This window comes from Streptomyces sp. NPDC003327, assembly GCF_053589515.1.
In genome coordinates this window covers 61,262-75,917 of record NZ_JBSFSA010000017.1, presented here as the reverse complement: position 1 = coordinate 75,917, position 14,656 = coordinate 61,262, and the positions used below count along the sequence as shown (strand labels likewise).

Annotated in this window: 14 protein-coding genes; 3 read left to right on the top strand and 11 right to left on the bottom strand. The window is 73.4% G+C overall.

The features are described from left to right. Positions 1 to 2: 2 nt before the first annotated feature. The 8 genes from ACWDVG_RS16625 to ACWDVG_RS16590 all read right to left on the bottom strand — a co-directional run bounded on the left by ACWDVG_RS16625 (position 3) and on the right by ACWDVG_RS16590 (position 7,059). Positions 3 to 890 (bottom strand): DUF5936 domain-containing protein, encoded by an 888-nt coding sequence (locus tag ACWDVG_RS16625; RefSeq protein ID WP_451699910.1) that lies wholly within the window; start codon positions 888 to 890, stop codon positions 3 to 5. Between the two features lie 8 nt (positions 891 to 898). Further along, a complete protein-coding gene (locus ACWDVG_RS16620; protein WP_451699909.1) occupies positions 899 to 1,840 on the bottom strand; it encodes a type II secretion system F family protein in 942 nt (313 codons plus the stop codon). Further along, a complete protein-coding gene (locus ACWDVG_RS16615; protein WP_451699908.1) occupies positions 1,837 to 3,198 on the bottom strand; it encodes a CpaF family protein in 1,362 nt (453 codons plus the stop codon). The genes ACWDVG_RS16620 and ACWDVG_RS16615 overlap by 4 nt, the downstream gene beginning before the upstream one ends. Next, complete coding sequence (locus tag ACWDVG_RS16610) at positions 3,195 to 3,608, bottom strand: TadE/TadG family type IV pilus assembly protein (RefSeq protein ID WP_451699946.1); 414 nt, start codon at positions 3,606 to 3,608, stop codon at positions 3,195 to 3,197. Before ACWDVG_RS16610 ends, ACWDVG_RS16615 begins: the two co-directional genes overlap by 4 nt. A gap of 164 nt (positions 3,609 to 3,772) precedes the next feature. After that, complete coding sequence (locus ACWDVG_RS16605; RefSeq protein WP_451699945.1) at positions 3,773 to 4,138, bottom strand: TadE/TadG family type IV pilus assembly protein; 366 nt, start codon at positions 4,136 to 4,138, stop codon at positions 3,773 to 3,775. Positions 4,139 to 4,144: 6 nt separating this feature from the next. Then, on the bottom strand, positions 4,145 to 5,419 hold the full coding sequence (locus ACWDVG_RS16600; protein ID WP_451699907.1) for an AAA family ATPase: 1,275 nt from the start codon (positions 5,417 to 5,419) through the stop codon (positions 4,145 to 4,147). A gap of 7 nt (positions 5,420 to 5,426) precedes the next feature. Continuing rightward, a complete protein-coding gene (cpaB, locus tag ACWDVG_RS16595) occupies positions 5,427 to 6,143 on the bottom strand; it encodes a Flp pilus assembly protein CpaB (RefSeq protein ID WP_451699906.1) in 717 nt (238 codons plus the stop codon). Between the two features lie 7 nt (positions 6,144 to 6,150). Continuing rightward, positions 6,151 to 7,059 carry a hypothetical protein gene (locus ACWDVG_RS16590; RefSeq protein WP_451699904.1) on the bottom strand — a complete coding sequence of 303 codons (909 nt, stop codon included), beginning with the start codon at positions 7,057 to 7,059 and terminating at the stop codon, positions 6,151 to 6,153. 333 nt (positions 7,060 to 7,392) lie between these two features. On the opposite strand from ACWDVG_RS16590, the gene ACWDVG_RS16585 reads away from it, so the two are divergent. Both ACWDVG_RS16585 and ACWDVG_RS16580 read left to right on the top strand, forming a co-directional pair. Beyond that, positions 7,393 to 9,111 (top strand): chitinase, encoded by a 1,719-nt coding sequence (locus tag ACWDVG_RS16585; protein ID WP_451699943.1) that lies wholly within the window; start codon positions 7,393 to 7,395, stop codon positions 9,109 to 9,111. A gap of 314 nt (positions 9,112 to 9,425) precedes the next feature. Further along, complete coding sequence (locus ACWDVG_RS16580; protein WP_451699903.1) at positions 9,426 to 10,799, top strand: M14 family metallopeptidase; 1,374 nt, start codon at positions 9,426 to 9,428, stop codon at positions 10,797 to 10,799. A 67-nt stretch (positions 10,800 to 10,866) separates the two neighbouring features. Here the strand turns inward: ACWDVG_RS16580 and ACWDVG_RS16575 are convergent, their stop codons facing one another. From ACWDVG_RS16575 to ACWDVG_RS16565, 3 genes are read right to left on the bottom strand one after another with little or no spacing between them, the layout of a single operon-like run. Continuing rightward, positions 10,867 to 11,280 (bottom strand): RidA family protein, encoded by a 414-nt coding sequence (locus ACWDVG_RS16575; protein WP_451699902.1) that lies wholly within the window; start codon positions 11,278 to 11,280, stop codon positions 10,867 to 10,869. Continuing rightward, entirely contained in the window at positions 11,277 to 12,089 is an 813-nt protein-coding gene (locus ACWDVG_RS16570; protein ID WP_451699901.1) for an IclR family transcriptional regulator, read from the bottom strand. The genes ACWDVG_RS16575 and ACWDVG_RS16570 overlap by 4 nt, the downstream gene beginning before the upstream one ends. Beyond that, on the bottom strand, positions 12,086 to 13,102 hold the full coding sequence (locus tag ACWDVG_RS16565) for a sugar kinase (protein ID WP_451699942.1): 1,017 nt from the start codon (positions 13,100 to 13,102) through the stop codon (positions 12,086 to 12,088). Before ACWDVG_RS16565 ends, ACWDVG_RS16570 begins: the two co-directional genes overlap by 4 nt. A gap of 276 nt (positions 13,103 to 13,378) precedes the next feature. Between ACWDVG_RS16565 and ACWDVG_RS16560 the strand changes: the two genes are divergently transcribed. Further along, positions 13,379 to 14,644 carry an alanine racemase gene (locus tag ACWDVG_RS16560; protein ID WP_451699900.1) on the top strand — a complete coding sequence of 422 codons (1,266 nt, stop codon included), beginning with the start codon at positions 13,379 to 13,381 and terminating at the stop codon, positions 14,642 to 14,644. The last annotated feature ends 12 nt before the right edge of the window (positions 14,645 to 14,656 follow it).

Here is a 14,656-nt window from a genome sequence, read left to right as displayed (position 1 = left end):
CGTCATTCGCCCGTGATCGAGCCGAAGTCCGTACCCGTACCCAGGAACAGGCCCGCGCCCAGCAGGATCATCGTCGCCGGGACCATCAGCGTCGTGATCACCATCGTCGCCTTGGGGACCGCCTTCGCCGCCTTCCTGCGGGCGTTCTGCGCGTCCGTGCGGCGCATGTCGTTGGCGATCTGGATGAGCGTCTCGACGATCGGGGCGCCCAGCTCCTCGCCCTGCTGCAGGGCGGTGACGAACTGGGCGACCTGTTCGGAGTCGTTGCGGCGGCGCAGTTCGTCGAAGGCCTTGCGGCGGCTGACGCCCATGTCCATCTGGCGCAGGGTGATGCGCAGTTCGTCCGCCCACGGGCCCTCGTACTTCTCGGCGACGCGTTCGAGGGCCTGCCGGAAGCCGAGACCGGCCGAGACGACGACCGCCAGGACGTCGAGGAAGTCCGGCAGCGTGCGCTCGATCTGGTCCTTGCGGATGCGGACCGCCGACCAGATGCCGACCTCGGTCCAGAACGCGCCGAACGCCACCAGCAGCAGCGCCACGAGGTACGAGCCCCTGCCGAGCATCACCAGGGCGCCGAGGCCACCGAGGAAGCCGTAGACGGCCCGCCGTGCCCCGTACCGGTCGATGGTGAGGCCGCCGGGGTTGCCCGCGAGGTCGATCCGGCGGCGTACGGCGTTGACGCGCGCGGGGCCCATCAGGCGCAGGACGGCGGGCGACCAGCGCATGCCGAGCCGGTCGACGGCGGAGTCGACGGCGCCGGTGCGGGTGGCGCCGACCTCCAGGGCGAGCCGGAGGTCGTCGGGGAGGCGGGCGTCGGCGCGGTAGAGGCGCAGGCCGTGGGCGATGCCGGCGACGGAGAGGCCGGCCAGGAGGGCGAGGAGGAGGTCCATCACGGCCCCTAGACGTCGATCTTCGAGAAGCGGCGGATGGCGGCGAAGCCGACCACGTACAGGGCGCAGGCGGCGACGACCGCGAACTGGCCGATCGTGGAGCCGGTCATGCGGTCGAGGGCGCCGGGCTGCATGTTGTCGATGAGGAGGAGGGAACCGACGCCGATCACGGGGACGGAGTAGGCGGTCATGCTGACCTGGGAGAGCTGGGTGCGGACCTCGCGCCGGGTCTCCTTGCGTTCCTCCAGGGTCTCGGTGAGGTTGCGGAGGGAGGAGACGACGGTGCCGCCCGCACGGTTGGCGAGGACGAGCGTGGTGACGAGGACGACGAGTTCGCGGGACGGCAGGCGTTCGGCGAGTTCGCCGAGGGCGTCGTCGAGGGAGGTGCCGACGGCGAGTTGCTGAGCGACCTTCTCCAGTTCGTCGCCCGCGGGCGCCTCCATCTCGTCGGCGGCGAGGCTGAGCGCCATGCGCAGGGCCAGTCCGGCCTGGGTGGCGTTGGCGAGGATGCGGGAGAGTTCGGGGAGCTGGTTGATGAACTTCTCGATCCGCTTCTGCCGCTGCCAGCCGAGGTAGCCGAGGGCCACCCAGATGCCGAGGAGCCCGCAGATCGGGCCGAAGAACGGGGACAGCGCGGCCTGGCCGACCGTCCACAGCACGGCCACGGTGACGGCGAGGGCGACGGTGAACTCGCCGGGCGTGACGTCGAGGCCGGTGGCCGCGATCCGCCGTTCGAGGCGGCGGCCGAGCGCGGTGCGGCGCACCCGCCGGTCGAGGCCGGGGAAGCGGCGTCTGCGGCGCCCGGTCGTCTCCGGCGCGGTGGTCTCGTCGAGGCGGGCGACGAGGGCCGCGTGGCGGCGGGCCCCGCTCGCGTACAGCTGGAGGCCGACGACGCCGAGGACGCAGCAGAGCGCCGCCACGCCGAGCGTCAGCCACACGGGATCGGTCATCGGCCGTTGCTCTCCTCGTTCGCTTCGCGGATGGCGAGTCGGTCGTCGGTTGCGGCCACGCCGAAGGCCTGCGGCAGGGGCTGGCCGGCCAGGTAGAGGCGTTCGGCGACGCGCCGGGGCAGCGGGTGGTGGACGTACCGCCCGTAAACCCGGCCGTCGGCGGCAATCGGCTGGGCGTGGAAGCGGCACAGGGTGGCGAGCAGGAAGCGCTCGCGGCCGTGGGAGGCGAGGACGGCGATCTCGGTGATCCGGCGGGCGCCGTCGGGGTGGCGGGTGAGCTGGACGAGGACGTCGACCGCGCTGTTGATCTGGTCGCGGAGGGCCTCGAAGGGGACCTTGACCTCCGACATGGAGGCGAGGGTCTGGAGGCGCATGAGGGCGTCCTCGGCGGAGTTGGCGTGGACGGTGGCGAGCGAGCCGTCGTGACCGGTGGACATGGCCTGGAGCATGTCGAGGGTCTCGCCGCCGCGGACCTCTCCGACGATGATGCGGTCGGGGCGCATGCGCAGGGAGTTGCGGACGAGGTCGCGGATGGAGACGGCGCCGCGGCCCTCGATGTTCGGGGGCCTGGCCTCCAGCCGGATGACGTGGGACTGCTGGAGCTGGAGTTCGGCCGAGTCCTCGATGGTGATGATCCGTTCGCCCTCGGGGACGAGGCCGGAGAGGGCGTTGAGGAGCGTGGTCTTCCCGGTGCCGGTGGCGCCGGAGACGATCACGTTGAACCGCGCCTGGACGAGTCCGGAGAGCAGGAGCAGCATCTGCTCGTCGAGGGAGCCGAGGCCGATCATCTCGTGGAGCGTGTACGCGCGGGGGAAGCGGCGGATGGTGAGCGTCGCGCCCGTGAGGGAGAGCGGCGGGATGATGACGTTGACGCGTTCGCCGGAGGGGAGCCGGGCGTCGACCATCGGGTTGGACTCGTCGACGCGCCGGTTGACGGTGGAGACGATCCGCTCGATGGTCTGCATCAGCTGGTCGTGGGAGGCGAAGCGGAGCGGAAGCAGTTCGACCCGGCCGGAGCGCTCGACGAAGATCTGGTCCGGTCCGTTGACCATGATCTCGGTGATGGAGGCGTCTTCGAGGAGCGGTTCGAGGACGCCGAGGCCGAGGGCCTCGTCGACGACGCGGCGGATGAGCTGGGCGCGTTCGGCGGTGGAGAGGACGGGGCCCTCGCGGCTGATGATGTGGCCGAGGACGCGTTCGAGACGGGCCCGGCGCTCGGCGGCGGCGAGCGCGGACATCTCGGTGAGGTCGATCTCCTCCAGGAGCTTGGCGCGGAAGGCGGCGACGAGGTGTCCGTCCTCCCGGCCGGCCGCACCGGCCTTCTCCTCGGGGGCGTTGATGCGGGCGCGCAGGCTCACGGGGCCTCCCCTTCGTCGTCGGACCTCGGCATGGTCGCGGTCCTCTTCACCGGGTCGAAGTTCCAGAAGGGGACGACGGAGGGGACGCGCACGGTGACGGTGGCGACGACCCCGTCGCCCGTGTCGCTCACGTCGACGGCCGTGGCCCAGTCGGCGGCCGCGTGGCCGGCGGCGGTGGCGTCGGGGGCGTCCTCGGCGTCGCTGCTCGCCGCCCGCGCGGCGGCGCGGGCCGCGGTGCCGGCCTGCTGGGCGGCGTACGCGGCGACGCCGAGCTGCAGTCCCGCGAGCCCGACGAGCAGCAGGATCGGCAGGAACCCGAGGTACTCGACGGCGGCCTGCCCGCGGTCACGCTCACGGGACAGGGGCCGTGACCGCGCGTGGTCGCGGAGCCGGGGCCGGGCGCGGTCCAGGGCCCGCTCGCGGCCCAGGCTTCGGGCCCGGTCGCGGAGCCGGGCCCGCCGCCCCTCCCCGTACGACCGGTACGGCCGGGGCCCCTCCCCGTACGACCGCGGCTCCCGCCCCTCCCCGTACGGCCCGGCGCGCCGGGTCCTCGCCTTCTCCGTGGAGCGCGTGTTCATGGGGTCGTCTCCTCCCGTACCGCGGCCGCCTCGCCCACGACCTCGAAGAGGCCGCCCAGGCCCGGGACGAGGACGGGCACCCGGAGTGCGACGCGGACGTGGACCAGGCCGCCGTCCTCGCCGCAGTCGCCGCCGGAGACGCCCCAGGCGCCGTCGATGTGGCGCCGGGCGGCCGCCACCCCGTCGTCGCCGACGGCGCAGGCCCGCGCCGCCTCGTCCGCCGCGTTCCCCGCCAGGGTGTAGGTGTAACCGACGAGGACGAGCTGCCAGAGCGCGGCGAGGGTCAGCAGGATGAGCGGCACCATGCCGAGGAACTCGACCGCCACCTGTCCCCTGTCGTCGTCCCGGGTCGGTCGTCGGATCACGGGTCAGCGCCCTCGCTCGCCGCGGCGCCGCAGCCCGAGGGAGCCGCGGTCGCCGGAGGTCCGGGTGGTCCTGGCGAGTTCCTTGGTGCCGCCGGCTCCGGGGGCGGGGGCGGCCGTGAGGCCGAGTTCGCCGGCGAGGGCCCAGAGGGCCTGCTTGACGGTGGAGCGGGCGTCGAGTTCGTGGAGGCGGCCGGCGTCGACGACGGCCTGGAGTTCCTTGAACTGGGCGGGGACGGTGACGCCCGCCATCCGGGTGCCGGTGATCTTCTGGACGAGGGGCGGCTGGATCTCGGTGGAGCGGGTGTGCCGGTTGACGACGATGATGCTCTCCTCCGCCTTGCGGACCTGGAGCCGTTCCCACATGCGTACGGTCCGCTTGGCGGCGCGGACGGCGACGACGTCCGGGGTGGTGACGAGCAGGGCGCGGTCGGCGAGTTCGACGGCGGCCGCGCTCGCGCCGGTGAGCTGGGCGCCGCAGTCGACGACGACGACCTCGTGGCGGCCGCGGAGCGCGCTGACGATCTGGCGGGCGGCGCGGTCGGTGACCTCCTCGCCGCGTTCGCCCTCGGCGGGGGCGAGGAGCAGCGAGACGCCGGTCTCGTGGACGTACACGGCGTCCTGGAGGACGCGGGGCGAGAGGTCGGCGATGGCGGCGAGGTCGGCGACGGAGCGGCGGAACTGGACGTCCAGGTAGGAGGCGACGTCGCCGCTCTGGAGGTCGAGGTCGACGAGGGCGACGGTGCGCCCGGAGGCGCGGGCGGCGAGGGCGAGGTGGACGGCGGTGACGGTGGTGCCGACGCCGCCCTTGGCACCGCTGACGGTGACGACGGTGCCGCCGGGGCCGGTGACGACGTCGGCCCCGGCCCCGAGGTGGCGGCGGACCCCGGCGGACCACTGGGCGGCGGCCTGGACGCGGCTGGCGAGTTCCTCGTAGCCGAGCGGGAGGGTGACGAGGCCGCGGGCGCCGGAGTCCATGGCGGCGGAGAAGAGGACGGGGCTGGCGTCGGCGGTGATGAGGACGACGCCGACGGCGGGGAAGCGGAGGGCGACCTCGCGGACGAGTTCGAGGGCGGGGACGGGTCCGATCCGCTCGTGCACGAGGACGACCTCGGGGAGTTCGTCGAGGGATTCGGCGGCGAGCCGGGCGAGGGTGTCGACGAGCTGGGTGGAGTCGGTGACGGGCGGGGCGGGCTCGGCGTCGGGCAGCTGGCCGATGAGGGTGGTGACGGACCGGGCCGCGTCGGGGTCGCCGACGGCCGGCAGGATCCTGGTGGTCATACCGGCCTCACTTGTCCTTGTCGAGCGTGTAGGTGCGGTCGCCGGGCTTGGCGGGATCGGCCGGGGTGCCGGCCGCCGCGGGAGCGACGAGGGCGAGGCGTACGTGCTCGGCGAAGGACTCGGCGTACGCGACGCGCTGGGTGTCGAGTGCGGAGAGCGCGAAGGTGATGGGGACGGCGGAGGTGGCGCGTTCGGAGCGGTCGCTGCGGTCGCGGGCCGGGGTGAGGGTGCCGACGTCGAGGACGCGGGCGCCCTGGACGATCAGCCGGGACTGGGGGGACTCGTCCTTCTTCTCGCCCGCGAAGGTGGCGTAGATGTTGACGGTGGCGCCCGCGGTGATCTTTCCGGCCACGCCGGTGGCGGCGTCGATCATGATCGCCATCTCCTGTTCGCCCGGCCGGAGCTGGGGGCGGTCGACGATCATGTCGGACTGGAGGAGCGAGCCCTTCTTGAGGGTGGTGACGGCGATCCGGCCCTCGATGCGGCGCAGGTCGGTGACGGCGGTGGGCGAGAGCCAGCGCTTCGGCATGGTGATCTTCTCGAACTGGCTGGCCCTGAGGGTGGTGTAGGGCTTCACGTCCTGCCTGATGCGGTACGCGTCGACCTCGGGGCCCACCTTCGAGTTGACGTCGCTGATTACGGTGAGGACGCCGGCGAAGGCGCCGAGGGCGCACAGGACGGACAGCAGCAGCAGGATGACGCCGCGGCGCTGGCGGGAGTTCATGGCCGGACTACCTCGATCGGATCCGATGGGCGGGGCGGGCGGACGGGGCGGGGCCCGACGCGGGCGGCCGGGCGGCCGTCGGCGGCTGGGCGGCCGTCGGCAGGGGCGCGGCGCAGAAGCCGCAGCGGTCGCCGATGAGCTCCATCCCGCACCAGTGGCAGTTCTCGCGCCGTACGGAGGCGACGAGCTGGTAGAGGACGGGCAGGTCGGGGAGGTACGAGGCGAACTCGACGAGCTTGCCGGTGCCCCACCAGGCGGGCGAGCCGGCCGGCAGGGCGGTCTCCTGGACGGGGCCCTGGATCTGCCAGCGGGGTACGAGGGTGGTCGTCGGCCAGTCGGTCTGGAGCTGGCCGCGGGCGAGAAGCAGCCGGGTGGCGAACTCGGGGCCGGCGAGCGGGGTCTCGCCGGAGCCGATCCGGACGATCTGCGGGGTCGGTCCGGCGAGGACGGCGAAGTGGGCGCCGGGGAGCCAGCCCTTCAGGTGGGAGCCGAGGCTGACGGGGACGCGGTCGAGGCGGGAGACGGAGCCGAGGACGGCGCCGGCGTAGATGTAGTGGGTGAGGAGCCGGGCGGCGGAGGCGAGGACGCCGGGGCTGATGTCGCAGCCGGCGAGCTGGCGCAGCTGGCGGACGAGGACGGCGGCGCCGAGCGGCGGCAGGTCGGTCCTGACCAGGGCGATCCGGTCGCTCTCGAGGAGCGAGCGGACGGTGTGGAGGCGTCTGGCGACGGCGGGCGGGGCGGAGGTGGGGCAGACGACGACCACGTGGCCGTACCGGTCGACGAGGTGGCGGAGGTCGGCGAGGGTGGCGTCGATGGGCTGGGTCTCGGGGGCGGGGAGGACGGCGGCGTGCGGGGTCTGGGGGTCGGTGGGCGGCAGCACCAGCTCGGCGCTGGTGACCGCGATCGCTGTCGGCACGTCAGGCTCCCCGTCCCCCTGTGGCCTCCGGCTGCCCGGGGGCCGCAGGCCTCTCCCCGCAGACCACATACCTCACTTACCGCGTTCGCCGTGTCACTGCACAGCACGGCTGCTCTGCACCTTATCCAGGGGACCCGGGGTGGTGAACACACAATCCGCCAAGCTCCTTCTCCATCTTGGCGTCCGGAGCGGGTCGCTCCGGTGCCTTTCGGGGCCCCGGGCGGGCACTTCGCGCGGCGGGAGGCCTTGACAACGCAATTGGTCTGGACCAACTTGTTGCGCATCACGGTGGCCACCGTCGGTACCCCCCAACTCCCCCACCTCCCCCGGAGGATGCACGTGGACCGCACCACCACCTCACGCCCGCACGGCCGCAGATGGCTCGGCGGGGCCCTCGCGCTCGCCGTAGGATCCGGGCTCGTCCTCGTCGGCGGAGCCGGCACCGCCGTCGCCGCCGACGTCAACGTCGCCAAGAACGCCGGGTTCGAGAACGGACTCGCCAACTGGAGCTGCTCCGCGGGCAGCGGCGCCGCCGTCTCCTCGCCCGTCCGCACCGGGGCCGGCGCCCTGAAGGCCACCCCGGCCGGTCTCGACAACGCCAGGTGCGTGCAGACCGTGACCGTGAAGCCCAACTCCACGTACACGCTGAGCGCCTGGGTCCAGGGCGGTTACGCCTACCTCGGCGCGAGCGGCACCGGGACCACCGACGTGTCCACGTGGACGCCCGACTCGCCGTCCTGGAAGCAGCTGACCACGAGGTTCACCACCGGCTCCACCACCACCTCGGTGCAGGTGTACACGCACGGCTGGTACGGCACCGCCGCCTACCACGTCGACGACGTGAGCGTCTTCGGCCCCGACGGGGGCGGCGGCACCGACCCCGACCCGGTCGTCCCGGCCACCCCGGCCGGCCTCGCGGCGGGTACGCCGACTTCGTCCTCGGTCCCGCTGACCTGGAACGCCGTCTCCGGCGCGACGGGCTACAAGGTCTACAGGGACGGCGCCAACCCGCAGACCGTGACCGGCACCTCGGCCACCGTCACCGGGCTCACCGCCGACACCGCCTACTCGTTCCAGGTCTCCGCCACCAACGCCGCGGGCGAGTCCGCGAAGTCCGCGGCCGTCACCGTCCGCACCGCCAAGACCACCACGCCGGGCCCGGGCCCGTCCGTGCCGAAGCACGCGCTGACCGGCTACTGGCAGAACTTCAACAACGGCGCGACCGTCCAGAAGCTGCGGGACGTGCAGGCGCAGTACGACATCATCGCCGTCTCGTTCGCCGACTCCACGGCCACGCCGGGCCAGATCGTCTTCAACCTCGACCCGGCCGTCGGCTACGCCTCGGTCGCCGACTTCAAGGCGGACGTCGCGGCCAAGAAGGCGGCCGGCAAGTCGGTCGTCATCTCGGTCGGCGGCGAGAAGGGGAACGTCACGATCAACAGCGACGCCTCCGCGACCGCCTTCGCGAACAGCGCGTACGCCCTGATGCAGGAGTACGGCTTCAACGGGGTCGACATCGACCTGGAGCACGGGATCAACTCCACGTACCTGACCAAGGCGCTGCGGCAGCTCTCCGCCAAGGCCGGGCCGTCCATGGTCCTGACGATGGCCCCGCAGACCATCGACATGCAGAACACGGGCACCGAGTACTTCAAGACGGCGCTCGCGGTGAAGGACATCCTCACCGTGGTCAACATGCAGTACTACAACAGCGGTTCGATGCTCGGCTGCGACGGCAAGGTCTACAGCCAGGGCTCGGTGGACTTCCTCACCGCGCTCGCCTGCATCCAGATCCAGGGCGGCCTCGACCCGTCCCAGGTCGGCCTGGGCGTCCCCGCCTCCACCCGGGGCGCGGGCAGCGGCTACGTCGACCCGCAGATCGTGAAGAACGCGCTCGACTGCCTGACCCGGCTGACGGGGTGCGGCAGCTTCAAGCCGGCCCAGGCCTGGCCGTCCCTCCGGGGCGCCATGACCTGGTCCACCAACTGGGACGCGACGGCGGGCAACGCCTGGTCGAACGCGGTCGGCCCGCACGTGCACAACCTGCCGTAACCCCGCCTTCCCCCGCAGCGCCGCCGGCCGACCGGCGGCGCTGTGCCGTTCTCCGCCGCTCTCCCGGCGGCGGGGCGCGTGGGGCGGCCTCGGGCGGGTCGGGCGCGGGCGCGTCGGGCGGCGGCGCCCGGGGCGCCGTCACTTAGCGTGAGAGCGACGACTGCGCGACGACAGTGCGCCGCCCGCTCGCCGCCCTCGTGGCGCGGTGTGGCCGAATCGACACCCTTGACCGGGCCATGACACAGCCTCACGATGTGCCCGGACACCCGCACCAGTCTGTCGCACACCCCCACACTCCCCACCCAGGAGACAGCATGCGACCTCTCCCGCGCGGTAGAAGGTCCGCCACCCTCGCGGCCCTCGTGGCGCTCGCCCTCGCGGCGCCCCTCACCGCCCTGTCCTCATCCGCCGGTTCCGACCCGGCGCCGACCGCTGCCCCCTCCGCCCGCACGGCCCTCGCCGCGGGCACCGAGGAGGTCGTCCGGCAGTACGAGATCGCCGGACCCGCCACCTCCGCGGCCCGTACGGCACTCGCCGCCGCCACGGGCGTCTCGATCGACGAGGTCGACGCCCGCTCGGTCGTCGTCAGCGCCAACGCCGACCAGCTGAAGCGGCTCAAGGCCCTCGGCTACCGGCCGACCGCCCTTCCCGGGCCCCCGGACCGGGGCGTGCCGTCCCTGTCCGCGTCCGGCGCGCTCGACTTCCCGTCCGCGGACGCGAAGTACCACAACTTCGCGGAGATGACCGCGGAGATCGACCAGCGGCTCGCCGCGTACCCGTCCATCATGAGCAAGCGGGTCATCGGCAAGTCGTACCAGGGCCGGGACATCGTCGCGATCAAGATCAGCGACAACGTCGCCACCGACGAGAACGAGCCCGAGGTCCTCTTCACCCACCACCAGCACGCCCGCGAGCACCTCACCGTCGAGATGGCGCTCTACCTGCTGCGCGAGTTCGGCGCGGGCTACGGCTCGGACTCCCGGATCACCTCCATGGTGAACAACCGCGAGATCTGGATCGTCCCCGACCTCAACCCGGACGGCGGCGAGTACGACATCGCCTCCGGCTCGTACCGCAGCTGGCGCAAGAACCGGCAGCCCAACTCCGGCTCCTCGTACATCGGCACCGACATGAACCGGAACTGGAACTACAAGTGGGGCTGCTGCGGCGGCTCCTCCGGCTCCAAGAGCTCCGACACCTACCGGGGCGCGGCCCCCGAGTCGGCCCCCGAGGTGAAGGTCGTCGCCGACTTCGTCCGCTCCCGGGTGGTCGGCGGCAAGCAGCAGATCACCGCGGCCATCGACTTCCACACGTACAGCGAGCTGGTGCTCTGGCCCTTCGGCTACACCACGGCGAACACCGCCCCGGGCATGACGCAGGACGACCGGGACGCCTTCGCGACCGTCGGCGGGAAGATGGCGGCGAGCAACGGCTACACGCCCGAGCAGTCCAGCGACCTCTACATCACGGACGGCTCGATCGACGACTACCTCTGGGGCGTGCACCGGATCTTCGGCTACACGTTCGAGATGTACCCGGCCTCGTCCTCCGGCGGCGGCTTCTACCCGCCCGACGAGGTGATCGAGCGCGAGACGAGCCGCAACCGCGACGCGGTCCTGCAGCTCCTGGAGAACGCGGACTGCATGTACCGCTCGATCGGCAAGCAGGCGCAGTACTGCGCCTCCTGACGGTCCGGTCCGTACGACGAAGGGGCGCCCCGGCGGTCGACCGCCGGGGCGACCTGCCGCGCGGGGGTCAGCCGAGGACGGCGAGCGCGTCGATCTCGATGAGGAGGCCCTTCGGGAGGCCCACGTAGACGGTCGTGCGGGCGGCGGGCGGGGCCTTGAGGTCCTGCTCGTCGAAGTACTGGTCGTAGAGCGCGTTCATCTCGGCGAAGTGGTCGACGTCCGTCAGGTAGACGCGCATCATCATGACGTCGTCCCAGCCCGCCCCGCCCTCCTCCAGGATCGCCCTGACGTTGGCGAGGGTCTGGAGCGTCTGCTCGCGCAGCGTGGGGCCCGCGACCGTCGGCGGCTGTCCCGCCACGGCGGGCAGGAAGCCGACCTGGCCGGCGACCTGGAGGATGTTGCCCTTGCGCACGCCGTGCGAGAACCTCGCGGGCGGGGCGGTGTGGGTGGCGGGGGTGATCGCGGTCTTCTCGGTGGTCATGCGCTGGCTTCCTTCGTCGGGGCGTCTCCGGAGTGGTCCGCCGGGGCTTCGCCGGGGTGTTCCGCCGGGGCTTCGCCGGAGTACTCGCGGCTGACGGCGTCCGCGGTGCGGCGCACCAGCGGGAGCAGGGCGAGGAGTTCTTCGGCCGTGACGACCACGTTGGGCGCCGAGACCGACAGGGCGGCGACGACCCGCCCGTCCGGGCCGCGGACGGGGGCGCCGACGCAGTTGATGGACTCCTCGTGGCCACCGAGGTCGGTGGCCCAGCCCTGTTCGCGGACGAGCGCCAGCTCCTTGAGGAAGGCGGCGGCGTTCGGCGTCGAACGGGGCGTGTACGGGGGGTAGTCGAGCTTCGCGGCGACGGCCCGTCGCTCCTGCTCGGGCAGGTCGGCGAGGAGCAGCTTGGCGACGGCGGCGACGGTGATCGCGACGGGCTTGCCGATGCGCGAGTACATGCGGACCGGGTAGCGGCTCTCGACCTTGTCGATGTAGAGGACCTCGCCCTCCTCGTACACGGCGAGGTGGACCGTGTGCCCGGTGCGTTCGTTGAGGGCGAGGAGGTGGGGATGGGCGATCTCGCGGACGTCGAGGTTCTCGACGGCCTCCTGGGCGAGGGCGAAGAGGCGGGCGCCGAGGCGGTAGCGCTGGTCCTGCTGCCGGTGGACGAGCCCGTGCTCGTGGAGGGTGCGCAGGAGCCGCAGGGCGGTGGACTTGTGGACGCCGAGCCGGTCGGCGACCTGCCCGAGGTCGGCGGGGCCCCGGGCGAGCAGCGGCAGGATGCTGAGCGCGCGGTCGACGGTCTGGCTCATGGCGTACGTACCTCCTCGTCGGCCTCCGTGCCGGCGGACGTCCAGCCGGGGCCGAGGTGCAGTCTCCCCCAGGCGTCCGCGTCGAGCGCGGCGAGGCGGTCGGCGCGGGTGCGGGGCGGGGGCGCGGCCAGGTCGCCGGGGACGGTGAGGGCGGCGGCGGCCGCGAGGTGGCCGTGGCGCAGGCGGGCGGTGGCGTCCAGGCCCCGGAGCGTGGCGGAGAGGAACCCGGCGGCGAAGGCGTCGCCCGCGCCGACGGCGGAGACGACGTCCACATGCGGCGGGCGCTGGAGGTGGCCCGCGCCGTCGGCGTCCGGGGCGCCCGTACGGGAGCCGGGGCGGCGGTCGAAGAGGCGGGCGCCGCCCCGGCCGAGCTTGACGACGAGGGTCCCGGGCCGGTCGACGAGGGCGGCGACGGCCGCGGCGTCCGGGGCGCCCCAGAGGGCCTCGGCCTCGTCGGCGCCGACGAAGACGAGGTCGGCGCGGTTGGCGAGGTCGAGGAGGACCTCCGGTGCGGTGCCGTCGCGCCAGAGGGCCGGCCGGTGGTTGACGTCGAAGGAGACGAGGGGCCGGCCGGGGCGCGGGGCGGTGAGGTCGCGGACGAGGGCGAGGCAGTCGGCGGAGAGCGCGGCGGTGATGCCGGTGAGGTGGAGGACTCGGGCGTGGCGCACGGAGTCGTACGGGACGGTGGCGGACGACATCGCGGAGGCGGCGGAGCCCGCGCGGTGGTAGACGACCTCGTGGGCGTCGGTGGCGCGGTCGGCGTCGGTGCGGAAGTAGAGGCCGGTGGGGCGGTGCGGGTCGCGCCGGACGGCGGTGACGTCGACTCCGTACGCTGCGACGGTGGCGAGGAGGTGGTCGCCGAAGCCGTCGGTGCCGACGCGGCCGATCCACCGGGTGCGGTGTCCGGCGGCGGCGAGGGCGCAGGCGACGTTGGACTCGGCGCCGCCGACGGCGCGGGTGAAGGCGGGGACGTCGGCGAGGGGGCCTGGCCGGGACGGGAGGAAGGCGACCATGGACTCGCCGACGCAGACGACGTCGACCGGGTCGACTTCGGCACCGCCACCCTCACCGGTCGGGTCGACTTCGGCACCGCCACCCTCACCGGCATCTGTGTCAGCGGGCGGCTCCGGGAGCCGCTGGGCCGGGTCTCCGGTCACGCTCGCCTCCCTCGGTGCCGTGCGTCCTCGGGTCCATTGACCCGGCGCTCGCCCGGATGTTAGACAGCTCCAAGCGATATGCGCAACGGTTGTTGCACAGCGTGCAACAACCGCTCTCCACGAGGAGGACCCATGCCGGACCTGGCGGCCGAGCGCGTCGACCACCGCTTCAAGGGCCTGCCCCCGGACGCCGAGGGCCTGACCGTCGGGGAGCTCGCGGCCCAGCGGCGCAACCTGTTCACGGGCGGCTTCACCACTCCCGTCCTCGCGCTCTCCGCCGAGTCCGTCGAGCACAACCTCCGCCTCCTGGAGACGTACGCCGAGCGCCACGGCCTCGCCTTCGCCCCGCACGGCAAGACGTCCATGGCCCCGCAGCTGTTCGACCGCCAGGTCGCGCACGGCGCCTGGGGCATCACCGCCGCCGTCCCCCACCAGGTGCGCGTCTACCGCGCCCACGGCGTGGCCCGGATCTTCCTCGCCAACGAGGTCGTCGACCCGGTCGCCCTGCGCTGGATCGCCGCCGAGCTGGACGCCGACCCGGACTTCCGCCTGGTCTGCTACGTCGACTCCGTGCGCGGGGTCGAGCTGATGGACGAGGCCCTGCGCGCGGCGGGCGCCCGGCGCCCCCTGGACGTCGTCGTCGAACTGGGCGCGGGCGAGGGCGCCCGTACCGGCGCGCGGACCGAGGCCGACTGCACGGCCGTCGCCGACGCGGTCGCGGCCACCAGCACCCTTCGGCTCGTCGGCGTCTCCGGCTACGAGGCCGAGGTCCCGGGGGCCGACGCCGAGCGGGTGCGCGCCTGGCTGCGGCGGCTGACCGGCCTCGCCGTCGCCTTCGACAAGGAGGGCCGCTTCGACGCGGCCGCCGGCGAGATCGTCGTCAGCGCGGGCGGCAGCGCCTGGTTCGACGCGGTCGCCGACGTGTTCGCCGAGCTGCCCGCGCTCTCCCTGCCCGTCCTGAAGCTGCTGCGCTCCGGCGCGTACGTCTCGCACGACGACGGCCAGTACCGCGAGAAGACGCCGTTCAACCGGATCCCCGAGGAGGGCGCGCTCCACCCCGCCTTCCGTCTCTGGTCGCAGGTCGTCTCCCGCCCCTCCGCCGGGCAGGCCTTCACCAACGCGGGCAAGCGCGACGCCGCCCACGACCTGCACCTGCCGGAGGCGCAGGTGGTCCGTGACGGCCGCACCGGCGAGGTCCGCCCGGCCACCGGCGTCACGGTCACCGCGCTCTCCGACCAGCACGCCTGGCTGAGCACGGCGCCGGAGGCCGACGTGGAGGTCGGTGACTGGGTGGGCATGGGCCTGTCGCACCCCTGCACCTCCTTCGACAAGTGGCAGCTCATCCCGCTGGTCGAGGCGGACGGCACGGTCGTCGACTACGTCCGCACGTTCTTCTAGGGGGCGGGGGCG

What these genes read in the sequence shown, in the direction of transcription:
- ACWDVG_RS16570 (WP_451699901.1), bottom strand. Translation starts at nt 12,089, where the DNA reads ATGAGCCAGACCGTCGACCGCGCGCTCAGCATCCTGCCGCTGCTCGCC.
- ACWDVG_RS16575 (WP_451699902.1), bottom strand. Translation starts at nt 11,280, where the DNA reads ATGACCACCGAGAAGACCGCGATCACCCCCGCCACCCACACCGCCCCG.
- ACWDVG_RS16625 (WP_451699910.1), bottom strand. Translation starts at nt 890, where the DNA reads ATGGACCTCCTCCTCGCCCTCCTGGCCGGCCTCTCCGTCGCCGGCATC.
- ACWDVG_RS16565 (WP_451699942.1), bottom strand. Translation starts at nt 13,102, where the DNA reads ATGGTCGCCTTCCTCCCGTCCCGGCCAGGCCCCCTCGCCGACGTCCCC.
- ACWDVG_RS16600 (WP_451699907.1), bottom strand. Translation starts at nt 5,419, where the DNA reads ATGACCACCAGGATCCTGCCGGCCGTCGGCGACCCCGACGCGGCCCGG.
- ACWDVG_RS16585 (WP_451699943.1), top strand. Translation starts at nt 7,393, where the DNA reads ATGCACGTGGACCGCACCACCACCTCACGCCCGCACGGCCGCAGATGG.
- ACWDVG_RS16580 (WP_451699903.1), top strand. Translation starts at nt 9,426, where the DNA reads ATGCGACCTCTCCCGCGCGGTAGAAGGTCCGCCACCCTCGCGGCCCTC.
- cpaB (WP_451699906.1), bottom strand. Translation starts at nt 6,143, where the DNA reads ATGAACTCCCGCCAGCGCCGCGGCGTCATCCTGCTGCTGCTGTCCGTC.
- ACWDVG_RS16560 (WP_451699900.1), top strand. Translation starts at nt 13,379, where the DNA reads ATGCCGGACCTGGCGGCCGAGCGCGTCGACCACCGCTTCAAGGGCCTG.
- ACWDVG_RS16620 (WP_451699909.1), bottom strand. Translation starts at nt 1,840, where the DNA reads ATGACCGATCCCGTGTGGCTGACGCTCGGCGTGGCGGCGCTCTGCTGC.